The organism is Alteromonas sp. NFXS44 (genome assembly GCF_040148705.1).
Classification (GTDB): domain Bacteria; phylum Pseudomonadota; class Gammaproteobacteria; order Enterobacterales; family Alteromonadaceae; genus Alteromonas.
Window position 1 is genome coordinate 481,756 of sequence record NZ_JAGDEA010000011.1, and the last position, 16,114, is coordinate 497,869.

Here is a 16,114-nt window from a genome sequence, read left to right on the forward strand (position 1 = left end):
TAGGTGAAGTAATGGCTAAAAATGTATACCAATTTGTTGACGTTGAACGGATTGACCCGCCGAAAAAACCTATCATGGTGCGTAAGGGTGAGTTCGCTGAAATTTATCAACCGTTAACGCAATCACAAACCGAAGGCCAGGCAGACCGCTGCCTGGACTGCGGTAACCCTTATTGCGAGTGGAAGTGTCCGGTTCACAACTACATTCCGCAGTGGCTGAGCCTTGCAAATGAAGGTCGTATTATTGAAGCGGCAGAACTTTCTCATAAAACGAACAGCTTGCCGGAAGTTTGCGGCCGTGTTTGTCCGCAGGACCGTTTATGTGAAGGTGCCTGTACACTGAATGATGAGTTCGGCGCTGTGACTATCGGTAGTATTGAAAAATACATCACCGACACCGCCTTCGAAATGGGCTGGCGTCCGGATATGTCTGACGTAGTCTGGACAGACAAGAAAGTCGCTATCGTTGGTGCCGGTCCTGCAGGTCTTGCCTGTGCAGATATTCTGGTACGCAACGGCGTGAAGCCGGTTGTTTTCGACAAGTACGAAGAAATCGGCGGACTGCTAACCTTCGGTATTCCTTCGTTCAAACTGGAAAAAGACGTGATTAAACGTCGTCGTGAAATTTTCACCGAAATGGGGGTGGAGTTCAGACTCAATACTGAAATCGGTAAAGATATCGACTTCCAGGCGCTGCTTGATGAATACGATTCAGTGTTCCTCGGTATGGGTACGTACAAGTCCATGCAAGGCGGATTCGACAATGAGCACGTTGAAGGCGTTTTTGATGCCCTCCCGTTCCTGATTGCGAATACTAACCGTGTAATGGGGCTGGAAAAAGATCCTGCTGACTTTGTCGACATGAAAGACAAAACTGTTGTTGTACTGGGTGGTGGTGATACCACTATGGACTGCGTACGTACGTCTATCCGTCAGGGCGCAAAACGCGTAATTTGTGCTTATCGTCGTGATGAAGAAAGCATGCCCGGTTCACGTAAGGAAGTACAGAACGCGAAAGAAGAAGGTGTGGAATTCGTCTTCAATGTACAACCGCTGGATATCGCGCTGACCGGTGAAGGCACTGCAGCCGGCGTTAAACTGGTTAAAACTGAAATGGGTCCGCCGGACATCAACGGTCGTCGTCGTCCTGTTGAGGTGGAAGGTTCAGAGCACGTGCTTGAAGCGGATGCGGTTATCATCGCCTTCGGTTTCCAGCCAAGCCCTGCCAGCTGGTTCGCTGACTACGGTATTATCCTGGATGAAAAAGGTCGTGTTATCGCCCCTGCCGGTGGTAAGTACGCTTATCAGACTGCTAACCCGAAAATCTTCGCCGGTGGCGATATGGTTCGGGGCAGTGATCTGGTGGTAACCGCCATTGACGAAGGCCGTAAAGCGGCTGACGGCATCATGGATTACCTCGGCGTTTAATACGGCTCAAAGCAAAAAAAACAAAAGCCACGGGATGAGAATTCCGTGGCTTTTTTCGTTTCTGAAGATCAACCGCCGATACTTGAGTGCGTGCCGGTATACCTATGCTTTATTGCCGGTTCAGGGGTTCTTGCCTATAGTTTTACTCATGTGTTAAGCATCCATTCCGCTTAATAAAGGGAGCGTAAAAATGAACAAAAAGACGTGCAGTATGATTGCAGCGACTCTGCTGTGTGCGGCTTCGTTATCTGTGGCTGCAGCGCCTGACACATCAGCCTGTCCGGCAGACTTTCACACGCTGACCATGCCGGATGACGCAAAGCAATGTCAGGTTTTCGACAGCGGACTGCCTGCCACACTGGTGTTTTATTCCGCGACACCGCAGCAAACACTCATCGACTACTACACGGCGCAGTATCCCGGTATGCAGGTCGCAGCAACAGTACAGGGCAGAACGTTACTCACTGCCGCGAACGACAGTGTGCGGGTTATCATTTCCCCTGATCACGAAGGTTCTCAGGTAGATATGATGATTGTTAAGTCCAACTGAGACCTGTCAGCCTCCTCCCTGCTATCCGGTGCCGGACGATCTCCCGACTTTGCGAATTTCTAGCGGTCTGGCACTCCCTTTGCAAAATCCAGCTTGTTGACTAATTCACGACACAAAACGTCACTTTTTTGACGTATGTGATTTTGCTTTCGCGGGGATCAATATGGAACTGGCTATAATTTTAATGATGTTACTGATTGTGGTGGCTCTGGGCGCCATGAAATTGTCGGACAGCGGTGTAAGCTTTCCTTTTCGCAGTAAACCTCAGCTGTTCACACCGGTAGAACATAATTTTCTGAAACTGATTGAGCAGGCGGTGGGCCGTGAATTCCGCATCGTCTGCAGGGTACGCCTGAGCGATGTACTGGCAGTAAGAGCTAAAGCCAGTAAAAAACAGGGCTCCAGCGCCATGTCACGGGCATCGTCAAAGCAACTGGATTACGTATTGTGTGACCGCGACGACATGACGCCTGTTATGGCTATCGACCTTGTTTATAACGATGGCAAGAACAAATACAAATCCCAGCGCGACTTTTTTGTCAGTGGCGCACTGGATGCAGCAGGATTGCCTCATGTGCGCATTAAGGTGAAAACCGGTTACACCACTGAAGAGATCCGCGAATGTATCGAAAGCAAGCTGGTGCCTTACCGCCGCAAACAGCAACGCATTGCACAGGCGCCGACGCTTAACCCTGCGCCGAATAAACGCCCGACACGTCCGGTGCGTTCAAGCCGGGCAGCAGCTGCTTAATTTACCATTTACTCTCCGGGTCGGTATTCTCCCCAAGGTACCGACCCATTTTCCCCTAATTTCTGTCAGTTTCTTCACTTTCATATTACCATTAACAATCATGACTTAACGGGCCCGCGCACACCCAGTTCGCCGGGCGATACATCGACGGAACATATTTATGAAAATCGGTATTCTTGGCGCAATGGATCAGGAAATTGCACTGTTACAGGCATCTCTGACAGATTGTGAAACCCGTCAGTGGAAACATCTGACCTTTTACACCGGTACGCTGCATGGCGCGGAAGTCGTACTGGTAAAATGCGGTATTGGTAAAGTTGCTTCAGCTCTTGCCACAACAGCACTTATCGAGCAGTACACGCCTGATTATGTTGTTAATACCGGTTCAGCCGGCGGGTTCGATCCGGCGCTGAATATCGGTGATGTGGTCGTCGGCAGTGCAGTGAAATATCACGATGTGGACATTACCCATTTTGGTTATGAACTCGGGCAATGTGCCGGTATGCCGCCACAATACGACTGCGATCCCCGCCTTGTTGAAGCTGCTACCGCCGCGGCACAAGACATCACTCATATCCAGAACACCACTGGCATGATTTGTACCGGCGATTCCTTTGTCGGTTCAGATGAAGCGGCACAGAAAATTAAAGACACCTTTCCGGCCATGAAGGCCTGTGAAATGGAAGGCGCGGCCATCGGACAAACCTGTTTTATGCTGGAAACACCGTTTCTGGTGATCCGTTCTTTGTCTGATATTGCCGGCAAAACATCATCAGTGTCCTTCGAGGCGTATCTGGAAACCGCAGCGAAGCACTCTGCTGAACTGGTTATGGGAATGATTGCCCGTCTGGCCTGAGCATAGTGTTAAGCATGGACGCCCTGCTCTACAGCCCTTTATTACAAAATCTTGCCCTGCTGTTGGTGGTTATCACCATCGACAGCCTTTGGCGCTGGCCTCCCAAATACCATCCGTTAACCGTATTCCGCCTGCTGGCAGCCGGGATGGCGACAAAAGTAAAACCCAAATCCACTGACAGCCCTTCTCAACACCGGATATCAGGCGCACTGGGTGCCATCGTACTGATTGTGCCTTTCACTGTGCTTACCGGTTTGCTGGTTACCATGGCTGAATATCCGCTGTTTTTCGAAGCAGTCATTTTGCTCTGCGTCATGGACTTCGCTCAGGTGAGATGGCACTACAATGCTGTCGTCACCGCCCTTGGCAGAGAAAAAAAAGTCCTTGCCAGAGAAATGGTGTCCCACTTCGTCGCCCGCGACTGTGATCGTCTGTCAGATATCGGTATTGCTAAAGCTGCCATGGAAAGTTTACTGCTCAGGTTCTGCTACCAGTTTTGCGGTGTGGTTTTGTGGTTTCTGATTGCCGGTCCGGTGGCAGCACTGCTGTATCGTCTGCTGCTCTTATTCAGCTGGCAGTGGCACTGGCGAAAACCCGGCTTCTACTGGTTTGCCCTGCCCGTCCGCAGAGTCACCCGGCTGCTCTCGCTGGTCCCTGCATTTACCGGTGCAATATTACTGGCACTGTCAACACATCCGGTTGCCGGATTTAAAGCGCTCTCACAGGCAAAATCCAGAGACAGCACTTCACTGCTGCTGGCGTTATGTGGCGGGAGCTTAGGGATCCGGCTGGGTGGCCCGGCCATTTACTCAGGGAATATGATCCGGTACAGCAGGGTCGGCGGCCACCGCGAGGTACGCTTTTCAGACATGACACATTGTCGTCAGGCTGTTACCAGAGCGGTTTTACTGCTACTGGGGATCACTGTTGTGATCTTTTCTGCCCTGCACGCACTATATGCTTTTTAATACTGTGCAAACTGCCCGGGATGTAAAAGGGTTCTGCACGCCTTGTTCAGATAGTGTACACTGCACCGGAAACACAGGTTAAAACAGATATACGGAACATAGTGACGGATAACCTCATGCGCAAAATCATTGTTGTTTCTGCTCTTATTATCGTTGCCGTTGTTGCAACAACCTTTTACTGGCCAAAAGAAGCCGAAGCCGACGGATTCCGCTCAGTTCAGGCAACGCCTTTCATGCTGGAAAAAGTGAAAGCCGACGAGTGGTTACTCATCGACGTGCGTACTCCGCAGGAATACGCTGACGGCCATATTCCCGGCGCCATCAACATGCCTCATGAAGCCATCGGCGACTATGTGGAACAGCTGAATGATGCCAAAGACAAACCTATCATTATTTACTGCCGCTCCGGGCGTCGGGCGCAAATAGCAATGCAGATGCTGGAACAGAAGCAGTTCACCGGTATCAGTCGCCTTGAAGGCGATATGCTGGGCTGGACAGAAGCCGGTTTGCCCGTAGAGAGAATGTGATTGCTTGCCTGTATGGCAGAAACCGGATTAAGCTGGTAGTATTCCGCGCTTTCATTTTAAGCAGATACGTTAATGCAGATAGATATTGCTACGCCGGCCATGTTGTTTCCGGCGATTTCACTGTTGCTCCTGGCTTACACGAACCGCTTCCTGACACTGGCAACGATAATCCGTAACTTTGCCCGTGAAAACCGCGACGAAAACACACAGGCGCAAATCCGTAACCTGCGCCAGCGCATTTTATTCATAAAACGCATGCAGATAGCCGGTGTTGTCAGCTTTTTCCTGTGTGTCTTATCCATGCTTGCCATTTACCTGACATATCAGCTGGCCGGAAACTGGATTTTCGCCTCCAGTCTGGTGTGTCTGATGTATTCATTGTGGATGTCTGTGCGGGAAATCCTGATCTCTGTTGAAGCACTGGATTTCCATCTGGATGGCATAAAAGATAATAAAAAATGAAAAACAATAAGCCATCAGCAAGCGATATTACTTACGTTCCCCTTGCGCCGGAGCACTTTGAAGGCTTGTTGTTGTTAGGCAACCGTATTCAGGGTGACGGTTATCTGTCTCATTTCTCTCTGGAAGAAATGTATCATAAGGGCTGGCACGACAATATTAATGCCAGCTACGTTGCTCTGTATAACGGTGAGATCGCCGGATTCAGACTGACCTTTGCCCACTCCCAATGGCAGCCTGACGAATGGTGTTCTGTGGCAGAGTGGCCGGTGGATCCTTCACGTGTGTGTTATTTCAAATGTAATACGGTAGACGATCGCCTGCAGGGATGTGGCATTGGCAGCCGCTTGCTGGAAATCGCCACACAAAAAGCGAAGGAACAGGGTGCCCTGGCGGGCCTGGCCCATATCTGGCTGGGTAGTCCGGGTAACAGTGCCTTTCGTTACTTCAGTAAAAACGGCGGTAAACTGATCGCCAGACACTCCGGTAAATGGCGTTATGCTTCCATTCATGAAGGCTATGATTGCCCTGTTTGTCCGGGTTATTGTGAATGCGAAGGTGCAGAAATGATGATTGTATTTCCGTAAAGAGCCATTGCCCGCTACGGTAAATACGCATCAACAGCCAATAAAAAACCCGCAATCATGCGGGTTTTCTTATTTCTGCGGCGGATACCGGAAAATTATGCTGTCAGTGTAACTCTGGCAAACTTACGTTTACCCACCTGATACACGGCCTCACCGGCTTCTGTGATCACCAGACGGGTATCTTCAACTTTTTCACCGTCAATCTTCACAGCGCCCTGCTTAATCATACGCATGGCATCAGAGGTAGAACCCACCAGTCCGGCTTCTTTCAGCAGGTTACCGATGGCAATGCCGTCAGCGTCCATGGCAACGGACACTTCCGGCATGTCATCAGGGATAGCGTTTTTCTGGAAACGCTGAATAAAGTCCTGATGCGCGCCTTCTGCTGCAGCTTCGTCGTGGAAACGGGCGATGATCTCTTTTGCCAGTTCGATTTTGATATCCCGGGGATTCGCACCGGCTTCAACCTTCGCTTTCAGCCCTGCCACTTCTTCAAGAGGACGGAAGCTCAGCAGGTCGTAGTAACGCCACATCAGATCATCAGAAATCGACATCACTTTACCAAACATATCGTTCGGTGCATCAGTTATACCGATGTAGTTATTCAGCGATTTAGACATTTTCTGCACGCCGTCTAAACCTTCCAGCAGTGGTACCATCACGACCGCCTGCTGGCTCAGACCGTTCTCTTTTTGCAGCTCACGGCCCATTAACAGATTAAAGCGCTGATCAGTACCGCCCAGCTCAACATCTGATTTCAGTGCAACAGAGTCATAACCCTGAACCAGCGGGTACAGGAATTCGTGAATAGCGATCGGCTGACCACCGTTGTAACGCTTTTTGAAGTCATCACGCTCAAGCATACGGGCTACCGTCTGGCTGGCCGCCAGTTTGATCATACCAGCCGCACCCAGCGCATCCATCCACTCAGAGTTAAAACGAATCTGCGTTTTCTCTTTATCGAGGATTTTGAACACCTGTTCCTGATACGTTTTAGCGTTTTCCAATACCTGTTCTTTGCTTAAAGGCTTGCGTGTCACATTTTTACCGGTAGGATCACCGATAAGACCGGTGAAATCACCGATCAGGAACACAACGTTATGGCCTAACTGCTGAAAGGTGCGAAGTTTATTAATCAGGACGGTGTGACCCAAATGTAAGTCTGGTGCCGTAGGATCGAAACCAGCCTTGATGGTCAGCGTCTTGCCTGACTTGAGTTTTTCAATTAACTCTTCTTCAGGCAGGATCTCATCCGTACCCCGTTTAATTTCAGCTAAAGCGGTTTGCCAATCGGTCATGCTCGTTCCACACTTATTACATTTACTGGGAAAATTTAATCGGGGCATTTTACGCATCCCAGTGAACCTTTGAAAGACTTGACCGTCAAAAATCGGCTTCCTGTGCGATCTAATCATGAAATTACAGGTGCTTTGGTGGAAAGTCGTGCTGTAACACGATATTCTCAGGCTGGGCAGTAATATGAGATTGAAATTTACCGTGGTTCTGAAAACATTCAAAAATCTTCCCAAACCACACCGGACCGGATTGGTGATCGCCAGTTTTTTACTGGGTGGTCTTATTCTTCTTCCTTCTGAACCGGTCGAAGCAAGTCGTCATCAGGAATCCCTGATTTTAGACGCAGGTGTGCGTTACCCTGTTGCGCTTTCAGTCCTTGAAACGCCGGAAATCTATGTCGAAGAAGACGAGGGTAGCTGGGAAACATTCAAAGTGGGCCGTGGCGACACACTGGCTAAAATATTTAAGCGTGCAGGTTTTTCTGCCCGCGATACTTATGACGTGACTCAGGCAGGCGAACTGGCAAAAACCCTGGTCACCCTGATTCCGGGTGACGAGTTGCAGTTGCGCGCCGGTGAAGATGGCAGTTTTGACGGACTGCGTTACGCCATTTCTTATAAAGAAGCGTTGCTTATCAAGCGCAATGCTGAAGACGATGGCCTCACCGCCCAGCTGGAAGCGAAAGAAATCGAAACCCGCTACAGCTTTGCACAGGGTGAAATCGACTCCAGCTTCTGGAATGCCGGTGTTGATGCCGGTCTGACCGACAATCAGATCATGCACCTTGCGGGCATTTTCGGCTGGGATATTGACTTCGCTATGGGTATCCGTCAGGGCGATTTGTTCAATATCGTGTATGAAGAAAACTATATCGACGGTGAATTCGTGGGTTACGGCGATATTGTTGCCGCTGAATTTGTGAATCAGGGTGAGCGCTTTGTTGCTATCCAGCACGATGACGGCAATTACTACACGCCGGAAGGCCGCAGCATGCGTAAGAGCTTTTTACGTGCGCCGATAAACTTCAAATACGTGAGTTCCAACTTTACTAAAGCCCGTTTCCACCCGGTGCAGAAACGCTGGAAATCTCACAACGGTACAGACTACGTGGCAGCCGTCGGTACGCCAATCATGGCCGCCGGTGACGGCAAGGTTATTGAAGCGTCGTATAACCGCTTTAACGGTAACTACGTGTTCATTCAGCATGGTGAGAAATACGTTACTAAGTACCTGCACCTTAAAAAGCGTGGTGTAAAGCGTGGTGACACGGTGAAACAGGGCCAGACAGTAGGCTATCTTGGTTCGACGGGTATGGTAACCGGCGCTCACCTTCACTATGAATTCCTGGTAGACGGTGTACACCGCAACCCCAGAACCGTAGAGTTGCCGAAAGCGCGTCCTATAGACTCATCAGAAAAAGACGCCTTTATGAAAATTGCTGAGGTACGCTTAGGTCAGCTGGATAACACCAAACGTCTGATGCTGGCGATGAAATAAGCCTGTCGCGCAGACAATGAACATACTGAAAATGCCCGCTATGCGGGCATTTTTGTTCCCGCACAATGAAATATAAACAACAACCGGTATGCACTATGAACACCCATAAGCTGGCAGTGCTCAGCAATGAAGCGAAGGAATATGCGCCGTTGATCCCCGCATTACTTTCTGACAACGTGGTACTTGATTGCATTACAACGGAGCCCGGGGATGTGGACAAAGACAGTGTCACCATTCTGCTGGCGGATCCGGACCTCGCTGCCGTAGTGATCCCCAAAATGCCGGCACTGAAATGGTGTCAGTCGGTTTGGGCCGGCAACAGGCCCTTACTGGCGCTGGACAGACAAGACTATCTGCTGACAGCAGCAAAGGGGATTTTCGGGGTACAGATGAGGGAATATGTGTTTACCTGGCTGTTGCACTATTCCCGCTCTGTTGATGATTATGCACAAGCACAACGCAATGCTGTCTGGTCACCTCCCCGCTATGCCCGTTTGCAGGGTAAAACGCTCGGGATCACCGGCGCGGGTTCCATTGCGGATGCATTATTGCCGGTGGCAGAAGTATTCGGGTTGAATGTCATCGGGCTAAGCCGCAGTGGTAAACCGAAAGCAGGTTACACAGCGATGTACACGCAGGCGTCGGTGTATGAGTTTGCCGGCCGGTGCGATTTTGTACTGAACCTGATGCCGGATACGCCGGACACAAGGGGTTTACTGAATGCAGACTTCTTTTCCGGGTTGTCCGGTGACTGTGTACTGATTAATGCCGGGCGTGGCTCTGCCATCGTTGAAGCGGATTTGCTCTCCGCACTGCATAACGGGCAGTTGAGAGCCGCGGTACTGGATGTCTTTAATGAAGAACCATTGCCAGCCTCACACCCATTCTGGCAACACCCTAAAATCAAAATAACGCAGCACACTGCGGCGGAATCCCGTCCTGCCGATGTGGCTGCGCTATTTGCAGATAACTTACAGCGTTATTTATCCTGTAAGCCCCTGATGCATCAGTTCGATTTTACACGGGGCTATTAGTGTTTATCCGCGGGGGTCAGTAGCGGTGACCTCTATCCGGTCAATGTGCTGTTCGCGGAAGGCTTTCAGCGCATCAAGACCGGTAAGGGGATGCAGTTCACGGAACTCAACCCAGTCAATAAGTGTAAACAGCGCCACCGACGGATAACCCCAGCCATCAAACTCGCCGGCACTGACCATTTCATTCAGCAAGCCAAGCGTAGAAGCAATACGTTCTTTCTGCAGGCGGACAAACAACTGATCGTTAGTGGCCTCAATGTCTGAACGCTTCAGCATGAAAAGCTGAACAAATGAGTCGTTGGCACCATCAATCATCGTCAACTGGTTTTCCTGGTCCCAGCTCAGAGGTGGCAGATCCAGCTTTGCCAGCAAATAACTGTGGATCACACGGGAGTCGAAGATTAACTGACCATCATCTTCAAGACACGGCACTTTCAGAGTAGGATTTTTAGATGCCAGTATGTCCCGGCCCTCACCCTCAAAGATGTTCAGATTAATAAACTCGTGCTCTGTAGCAGACAGCACGATGCGGATGCGGCGAACATAAGGCGATGTAACGGAGCCGTACAGTTTCATCATAAAATTCCTCAGCAACATTGAGAACAAAGTGATGACTACACAGTAACGGGTATAACCGGAAAATGGTACAGGGTGCACAGGTTAAATCAGACCGGTGCACCTGAGAGAATGATGAGTTACAGGATGCTCAGATACTGAAGCTTGAACCACACCCGCAGGTGGTTGTGGCGTTGGGGTTATCCACCAGAAACCGGGAACCTTCCAGACCGTCTACATAATCAACGGTACCGCCCACCAGATATTGCAGGCTCATAGGGTCGACCACCAGCGTAACGCTGTCTTTTTCGATGGTCATGTCACCTTCATTTACCTTCTCGTCGAAAGTGAAGCCATACTGAAAGCCCGAGCAGCCACCGCCAGTGACATACACACGCAATTTCAGATTCGGATTTTCTTCCTCTGTGACCAGCTCTTTCACTTTCTTCGCAGCAGAATCAGAAAAATCGATTGGCAGCGCCATTTCTACAGACATAGTTACCTCGCTAAATACCCCGGGCTTTCGCCCTGAAAACATCCCTGAACGTCTCACAAACCTGAACAGGCCGGGACCACACATCAGCTCAGTAGCAGAGCCGGTGAACGGGATATGGCTAATTATCTAATACCTGACCAAATCAATCAACTAATCCGCACAATTCTGTGCTCCGCGACTCTGACCGGAAACTGCTGAAAACAACATTCGTTTGCACCACACGAAGACGAGCGCACCAAAACAATGCAACCAGCACGGGTAACGTGTCCGGCTGAATCTCTAACTCATTGAAATTATGTATTAAAAAAACAGGCATAGTTTTCGCTAACTCTATGTCGGGTTAACATCCCATGCTTTCCAGCATAATGAGTTTTTACCACAGAGCCGGCCGAAGACCGGATGTGACACAATCTGTTATCAGGCAATGATGCCCGGCGTTGAACTATCAGCGCCGGGCTTTTTTATTTAAGGGCACAATCAATGAGTGTTGAAAAATTTAATCTTTTCTCCTTCACCGGAAAAATGAAAATTCTCCACCTGTCATGGATGGTCTTCTTCGTGACCTTCGTGGTGTGGTTCAACATGGCACCGCTTAAACAGGTGATCATGAATGATATGGGGCTGAGCATTGAAGAATGGAAGACCTTACTGATCCTCAATGTGGCGCTGACCATTCCGGCCCGAGTGATCATTGGTGCACTCACTGATAAATACGGCCCCCGCATCGTCTACTCCGCATTGCTTGCCGTCTGCTCTGTGCCCTGTTTTGTATTTGCCTTCGCCGACAATTTCACTCAGTTAGCCATTGCCCGTTTTGCTCTGGGCTTTATCGGCGCAGGTTTTGTAATTGGTATTCGTATGGTCAGTGAGTGGTTCCCTCCTAAAGAACTGGGCACTGCCGAGGGTGTGTATGGTGGCTGGGGCAACTTTGGTTCTGCGGCTGCAGCATTTACGTTGCCGTCGCTGGCACTGCTGTTTGGCGGTGATGATGGCTGGCGCTACGCCGTTGCCCTTACCGGAGTACTTTGCCTGATCTTCAGTGTGATTTACTTCACCAACGTCACAGATACGCCCAAAGGCTCGACTTACTTCCGTCCGAAAAACCTGGGTGGGATGGAAGTCACCAGTAAAGGCGATTTCTTCTTTCTGCTGGTGATGAAAACACCTATGTATGCCGCGCTGGCACTACTGAACTGGAAATTATCCCCGCAAGGCGTAGCCATGCTCAGCGAAAGTGTAGCGGTAACCCTCTATGTGCTACTGGCTGCGCTGTATCTTTTTGATGCCTGGTCTACCTTCAAAGTGAACCGCGAAATATTTAAAACGCCGGTTGCTCCTGAACACCGTTATGAGTTTAAACAGGTTGCGGTTCTGAACATCCTGTATTTTGCGACCTTTGGTTCAGAACTGGCAGTAGTTTCAATGTTACCGGCTTTTTTTGCTGAAACCTTTGAACTGTCAATGGCAACAGCCGGCCTGCTGGCGGGTATGTATGCATTTATGAACCTGATGTCCCGCCCCGGCGGTGGCTTAATTTCTGACAAATTCGGCCGTAAAAAAACGCTGCTTATCCTCACCGCCGGTCTGGCACTGGGCTACTTCACGTTAAGCCATATTACCGGTCAATGGCCCGTCTGGCTGGCAGTCCTTGCCGTTATGGCCTGTTCTTTCTTCGTGCAATCCGGTGAAGGTGCTGTATTTGCCGTAGTCCCCCTCATCAAGCGTCGCCTGACTGGCCAGATAGCAGGTATGACAGGTGCTTACGGTAATGTGGGTGCAGTGACTTATTTAACGGTTTACTCTTTTGTTGATGCCTCCGTCTTCTTCCTGGTGATCAGTGCCACTGCTGCACTGGGCTTTGTAGCACTGCTATTCATGCGTGAACCGGGAGGTACTATTACCGAAGTCAATGAAGATGGTACAGTTGAACTTATTCAGGTAGGTTCACACTAGGACCCTTCCGTTTGTCACAATTAGATCTCAGTTTTGGCGGTTACAGCACGCAGGGCATCAAAGATGAAAATCAGGATGCCTTTGCGGCCTGGCAGGCCAGAGACCACACAGTAAAAGACAAAGGTATCGCCGTCGCCATTGCCGACGGCGTGTCTGCCTGTACACGGGCAAAGGAAGCGGCTAACACAGCCGTCACCAACTTTATTCACGACTACATGCAAACCCCGGCAAGCTGGACCGTTCAGCGCGCCGCAGGCCAGGTACTTAACAGCCTTAACCGCTGGTGTCACGGGCAGTATGACTATTCTCACGGTGGCTACAGCCAGATGCTGACTACGCTCAGCAGCGTGATATTCAAATCCCGCTGCGGATTTATGCTTCACGTGGGAGACAGCCGGATCTACCGCTATTCGCAGGGCAACCTGGAACAACTCACCCGTGATCATTCAGCCAGACAGGGCAGCAATATTGTTCTTACACGGGCCATCGGGCTGGAGGCAAAACTGGATGTGGATTTTTCCCGTTTTGCGCTGAATAAAGATGAAATTTACGTACTGACAACCGACGGCGTTACTAACTTTTTGTCTTCAAGGCAAATCCGTCATCATCTCGACAGTCACACCAATGATCTCGAACAAACGGCATTTAATATCGTCAGTGCAGCCCTGAAAGCAGGCAGCGACGACAACACAACCTGCCTGCTGGTAAAGGTGAATGATTTGCCCGCCGGTGATGCCGCGGATGCAGATGCAATGCTGGATTCCTTGCGCCTGTTGCCGCCGCTGGAACCCGGTCACAAAGTTGACGGTTACCGGGTGATTGAACAGTTTTTTAATGGTACCCGCTCCAGTTTGTACAAAGTCGCCGATGAAAAAACCGGTAAAGTGTACGGCTTAAAAACGCCTACGGAGTATTTTGAAGACGATCCCACCCATCTGAAGGGTTTTCTGCGGGAAGAGTGGATAGGCAAACACCTGGATAACCCCGCCGTGATGAAGGTCTTTCCCCGGCCTGAGAATGCCAGATTTATTTATCACATCTGCGAATACGTTGAAGGGATCACCTTGCGACAGTGGATGATTGATAATCCGAAACCCGCCCCGGAAAAGGTACGCCGCATCGTTAAACAGATTATTGCCGGACTCAGAGTATTTCAGCGTAATGATATGGTGTACCGCGACATCAAACCGGAAAACATCATGCTTACCGATACCGGTGAAGTCAAAATCATTGATTTCGGTACTGTACAGGTAAAGGCTCTGCTGGAAACCGGTGAACAGGAACAGGAAGACTACCCGGTGGGATCGGTAAACTATATTGCGCCGGAATTTTTGATCGACAACCAGAGCGATTTCCAATCCGACCTGTTTTCTCTCGGGGTTGTGGTGTACGAAATGTTCACCGGCGAACTCCCGTATCAGCCCTTTAAATTCAAAGATTACATTCCGGCCAACGTCTTTGAATACAAGTACCGCAGCCTGAAATCGTTTCGTCCCGATCTGCCGGCGTGGCTGGATATCTGCCTGAAAAAAGCCACGCAACCGGAACGGGAGAAGCGGTTTAATGCCTATTCTGAGTTCGAAACCGCGTTAAGTAATCCGAAAGATCTCATTGTCAGTGAACAAACATTCTCTCCTTTGCTGGAGCGCAATCCCGTCCTGTTCTGGCAAATGATTTGCGGCGTACTTTGCGGGGTCATTGTGTGGCTGACCTGGCTGCTCAACCGCTGATGCGTTAACCGTGACTGAACTTATTCTTTAGTTTTCTGTAAAAAACAGTGATGTTATGACAGCCTGACAATCAGGCGCAGGAGACACTAATGAATAAAGTTACATCATTACTAATTGTTGCCCTTACCCTTACGCTGGCCGCCTGTGCCAGCCAGCCTGCATACCGCGAAGCTTCGAATGGCGGCTTCGGTTATACGGAAACCAAACTTACTGATGCTCAATACCGTGTGTACTTCAAAGCCAGAGGCTCAGATAAAACCAGAGCCATGGATTACGCCATGCTTCGAGCTGCTGAAATTACGCTGGAAAATCAATATGACTGGTTTACGGTAACGGAGCGCGAAACACTCGTGGATAAAGAGACCGTGCCGACGGGTCCTGAGACGATGTTTTCACAGCGCTACGCCAGGGTGACTGAATGCGGTGCACTTACCTGCCGGACAAGCTGGCAGCCTCAGACCATGGTTTCCACCGGTGTTTTTATCGGCGGCCGTGAGCAGAGTGAAATTGAGAGTACGCTGAATATAAAGATGGGTAAAGGCACCGCGCCGGAAGACAACGAAACCTTTAATGCTGAGCAGGTAAAAACCAACCTGCTGATGCAATTGGAAACAGAATAAAACTAACGTTTAACTGTCCAGACTCCCCTCCTCTGGCGGGGAGTCGTATACATCAATCCAGTTTACGCTGTTGATATACTCTCCCCGTTTACTTTTCCATTGAAATACCTCTGTGGAAAACACAATCTGTTCAGGAATAAATCCCGCCGGTAGTGTGAACTCCTCATCAACGGTCTGGAAAAACTTAAATCCCCATTTGATGTTTCCATTGGGTAGAAATCCCCCCTCACCGGCTTTAATTTCGTGAGGTTTTCCACCCAGACTCCCTTTAATGAGTACCGCAAGCTCACCTTTCAGCATGGCTTTATTTTCATTTTGCTGAAGTAACACCGCCTTGATCCGGTAACGGTTATCGCTGGCCAGGGGAGATACCTGGATCCCGTCGATGAAAAAGCCGTCCTGAGTCACTTCAGGAGCAACCACCCGCTGATAAAAGCTGAGCTGTTCTTCCAAAGAACGCCCCTGCAGCTCTCTGGCTTCGAGCATCTTCTTGTACGATGACACCGAGCTGGCTGCCATCACGCTTTCCACCTGCAATGCAGCAACCTGTTTTCGTAACGCTGCGTTTTCATCTTCCAGATATTGCCGGGTCTGCTTTTCACTCAGCGCGACTTTTTCTTCGTTTTGCTGCTGAAACTGCGCCAGCTGATAACCCGTGACCAGCATAAACAACAATCCGGCCACACAGGCCAGGGTAAACCTGTACAGCCCCCATTTTTGGATTAATTCAGCGCGTTGTAACGGTAACTTCATTGTTCTTCTTTATTCAATTTTAAACCAACAAACAGGCACACTACTTGATAGGAAA

General features: G+C 49.8%; 17 protein-coding genes. 13 read left to right on the forward strand and 4 right to left on the reverse strand.

The window, feature by feature from the left end; all coding sequences use genetic code 11:
* Positions 1-11: 11 nt before the first annotated feature.
* The 8 genes from J3369_RS15870 to J3369_RS15905 all read left to right on the forward strand — a co-directional run bounded on the left by J3369_RS15870 (position 12) and on the right by J3369_RS15905 (position 6,125).
* A complete protein-coding gene (locus J3369_RS15870; RefSeq protein ID WP_119502283.1) occupies positions 12-1,427 on the forward strand; it encodes a glutamate synthase small subunit GltD family protein in 1,416 nt (471 codons plus the stop codon).
* A gap of 190 nt (positions 1,428-1,617) precedes the next feature.
* The gene (locus J3369_RS15875; RefSeq protein WP_349588655.1) at positions 1,618-1,977 is read left to right on the forward strand and encodes a hypothetical protein; all 360 of its coding nucleotides are present in this window, start codon (positions 1,618-1,620) and stop codon (positions 1,975-1,977) included.
* A 163-nt stretch (positions 1,978-2,140) separates the two neighbouring features.
* The gene (locus J3369_RS15880) at positions 2,141-2,728 is read left to right on the forward strand and encodes a DUF2726 domain-containing protein (RefSeq protein ID WP_119502286.1); all 588 of its coding nucleotides are present in this window, start codon (positions 2,141-2,143) and stop codon (positions 2,726-2,728) included.
* A gap of 160 nt (positions 2,729-2,888) precedes the next feature.
* Positions 2,889-3,584, forward strand: a complete 696-nt coding sequence (locus J3369_RS15885) for a 5'-methylthioadenosine/adenosylhomocysteine nucleosidase (protein WP_119502287.1) — start codon at positions 2,889-2,891, stop codon at positions 3,582-3,584.
* A 14-nt stretch (positions 3,585-3,598) separates the two neighbouring features.
* The gene (locus tag J3369_RS15890; protein WP_349589186.1) at positions 3,599-4,552 is read left to right on the forward strand and encodes a cobalamin biosynthesis protein CobD/CbiB; all 954 of its coding nucleotides are present in this window, start codon (positions 3,599-3,601) and stop codon (positions 4,550-4,552) included.
* Between the two features lie 116 nt (positions 4,553-4,668).
* Positions 4,669-5,079: a rhodanese-like domain-containing protein gene (locus J3369_RS15895; protein ID WP_349588659.1), complete on the forward strand. Its 411-nt coding sequence runs from the start codon at positions 4,669-4,671 to the stop codon at positions 5,077-5,079.
* Positions 5,080-5,151: 72 nt separating this feature from the next.
* Positions 5,152-5,541: a DUF2721 domain-containing protein gene (locus J3369_RS15900; RefSeq protein ID WP_119502290.1), complete on the forward strand. Its 390-nt coding sequence runs from the start codon at positions 5,152-5,154 to the stop codon at positions 5,539-5,541.
* Positions 5,538-6,125 carry a GNAT family N-acetyltransferase gene (locus J3369_RS15905; RefSeq protein WP_349588661.1) on the forward strand — a complete coding sequence of 196 codons (588 nt, stop codon included), beginning with the start codon at positions 5,538-5,540 and terminating at the stop codon, positions 6,123-6,125. Before J3369_RS15900 ends, J3369_RS15905 begins: the two co-directional genes overlap by 4 nt.
* Before the next feature lie 95 nt (positions 6,126-6,220).
* Here the strand turns inward: J3369_RS15905 and tyrS are convergent, their stop codons facing one another.
* Complete coding sequence (gene tyrS / locus J3369_RS15910; protein ID WP_349588664.1) at positions 6,221-7,423, reverse strand: tyrosine--tRNA ligase; 1,203 nt, start codon at positions 7,421-7,423, stop codon at positions 6,221-6,223.
* A 181-nt stretch (positions 7,424-7,604) separates the two neighbouring features.
* Between tyrS and J3369_RS15915 the strand changes: the two genes are divergently transcribed.
* A complete protein-coding gene (locus J3369_RS15915) occupies positions 7,605-8,918 on the forward strand; it encodes an OapA family protein (protein ID WP_349588666.1) in 1,314 nt (437 codons plus the stop codon).
* Between the two features lie 95 nt (positions 8,919-9,013).
* Complete coding sequence (locus J3369_RS15920; RefSeq protein WP_349588669.1) at positions 9,014-9,952, forward strand: D-2-hydroxyacid dehydrogenase; 939 nt, start codon at positions 9,014-9,016, stop codon at positions 9,950-9,952.
* A gap of 3 nt (positions 9,953-9,955) precedes the next feature.
* Here the strand turns inward: J3369_RS15920 and J3369_RS15925 are convergent, their stop codons facing one another.
* Together J3369_RS15925 and erpA are read right to left on the reverse strand one after the other, a co-directional pair.
* Positions 9,956-10,528, reverse strand: a complete 573-nt coding sequence (locus J3369_RS15925) for a glutathione S-transferase family protein (protein WP_349589189.1) — start codon at positions 10,526-10,528, stop codon at positions 9,956-9,958.
* Positions 10,529-10,658: 130 nt separating this feature from the next.
* The gene (erpA, locus tag J3369_RS15930; protein WP_119502295.1) at positions 10,659-11,003 is read right to left on the reverse strand and encodes an iron-sulfur cluster insertion protein ErpA; all 345 of its coding nucleotides are present in this window, start codon (positions 11,001-11,003) and stop codon (positions 10,659-10,661) included.
* A 480-nt stretch (positions 11,004-11,483) separates the two neighbouring features.
* On the opposite strand from erpA, the gene J3369_RS15935 reads away from it, so the two are divergent.
* The 3 genes from J3369_RS15935 (at position 11,484) to J3369_RS15945 (ending at position 15,306) form a co-directional block, all read left to right on the forward strand.
* Positions 11,484-12,956, forward strand: coding sequence for a NarK family nitrate/nitrite MFS transporter (locus J3369_RS15935; RefSeq protein WP_349588671.1), 1,473 nt, complete (start codon positions 11,484-11,486; stop codon positions 12,954-12,956).
* Positions 12,957-12,967: 11 nt separating this feature from the next.
* Positions 12,968-14,686 carry a bifunctional protein-serine/threonine kinase/phosphatase gene (locus J3369_RS15940; protein ID WP_349588674.1) on the forward strand — a complete coding sequence of 573 codons (1,719 nt, stop codon included), beginning with the start codon at positions 12,968-12,970 and terminating at the stop codon, positions 14,684-14,686.
* Positions 14,687-14,775: 89 nt separating this feature from the next.
* Complete coding sequence (locus J3369_RS15945) at positions 14,776-15,306, forward strand: CC0125/CC1285 family lipoprotein (RefSeq protein WP_349588676.1); 531 nt, start codon at positions 14,776-14,778, stop codon at positions 15,304-15,306.
* Positions 15,307-15,315: 9 nt separating this feature from the next.
* Here J3369_RS15945 and J3369_RS15950 read toward each other — a convergent pair whose 3' ends face one another.
* Entirely contained in the window at positions 15,316-16,059 is a 744-nt protein-coding gene (locus J3369_RS15950; protein ID WP_349588679.1) for a DUF6776 family protein, read from the reverse strand.
* Between the last annotated feature and the right edge of the window lie 55 nt (positions 16,060-16,114).

Bases quoted from the DNA above. Each gene is read 5' to 3' on its own strand.
- J3369_RS15870 (WP_119502283.1), top strand. From the start codon at position 12: ATGGCTAAAAATGTATACCAATTTGTTGACGTTGAACGGATTGACCCG.
- J3369_RS15875 (WP_349588655.1), top strand. From the start codon at position 1,618: ATGAACAAAAAGACGTGCAGTATGATTGCAGCGACTCTGCTGTGTGCG.
- J3369_RS15880 (WP_119502286.1), top strand. From the start codon at position 2,141: ATGGAACTGGCTATAATTTTAATGATGTTACTGATTGTGGTGGCTCTG.
- J3369_RS15885 (WP_119502287.1), top strand. From the start codon at position 2,889: ATGAAAATCGGTATTCTTGGCGCAATGGATCAGGAAATTGCACTGTTA.
- J3369_RS15890 (WP_349589186.1), top strand. From the start codon at position 3,599: ATGGACGCCCTGCTCTACAGCCCTTTATTACAAAATCTTGCCCTGCTG.
- J3369_RS15895 (WP_349588659.1), top strand. From the start codon at position 4,669: ATGCGCAAAATCATTGTTGTTTCTGCTCTTATTATCGTTGCCGTTGTT.
- J3369_RS15900 (WP_119502290.1), top strand. From the start codon at position 5,152: ATGCAGATAGATATTGCTACGCCGGCCATGTTGTTTCCGGCGATTTCA.
- J3369_RS15905 (WP_349588661.1), top strand. From the start codon at position 5,538: ATGAAAAACAATAAGCCATCAGCAAGCGATATTACTTACGTTCCCCTT.
- tyrS (WP_349588664.1), bottom strand. From the start codon at position 7,423: ATGACCGATTGGCAAACCGCTTTAGCTGAAATTAAACGGGGTACGGAT.
- J3369_RS15915 (WP_349588666.1), top strand. From the start codon at position 7,605: ATGAGATTGAAATTTACCGTGGTTCTGAAAACATTCAAAAATCTTCCC.
- J3369_RS15920 (WP_349588669.1), top strand. From the start codon at position 9,014: ATGAACACCCATAAGCTGGCAGTGCTCAGCAATGAAGCGAAGGAATAT.
- J3369_RS15925 (WP_349589189.1), bottom strand. From the start codon at position 10,528: ATGAAACTGTACGGCTCCGTTACATCGCCTTATGTTCGCCGCATCCGC.
- erpA (WP_119502295.1), bottom strand. From the start codon at position 11,003: ATGTCTGTAGAAATGGCGCTGCCAATCGATTTTTCTGATTCTGCTGCG.
- J3369_RS15935 (WP_349588671.1), top strand. From the start codon at position 11,484: ATGAGTGTTGAAAAATTTAATCTTTTCTCCTTCACCGGAAAAATGAAA.
- J3369_RS15945 (WP_349588676.1), top strand. From the start codon at position 14,776: ATGAATAAAGTTACATCATTACTAATTGTTGCCCTTACCCTTACGCTG.
- J3369_RS15950 (WP_349588679.1), bottom strand. From the start codon at position 16,059: ATGAAGTTACCGTTACAACGCGCTGAATTAATCCAAAAATGGGGGCTG.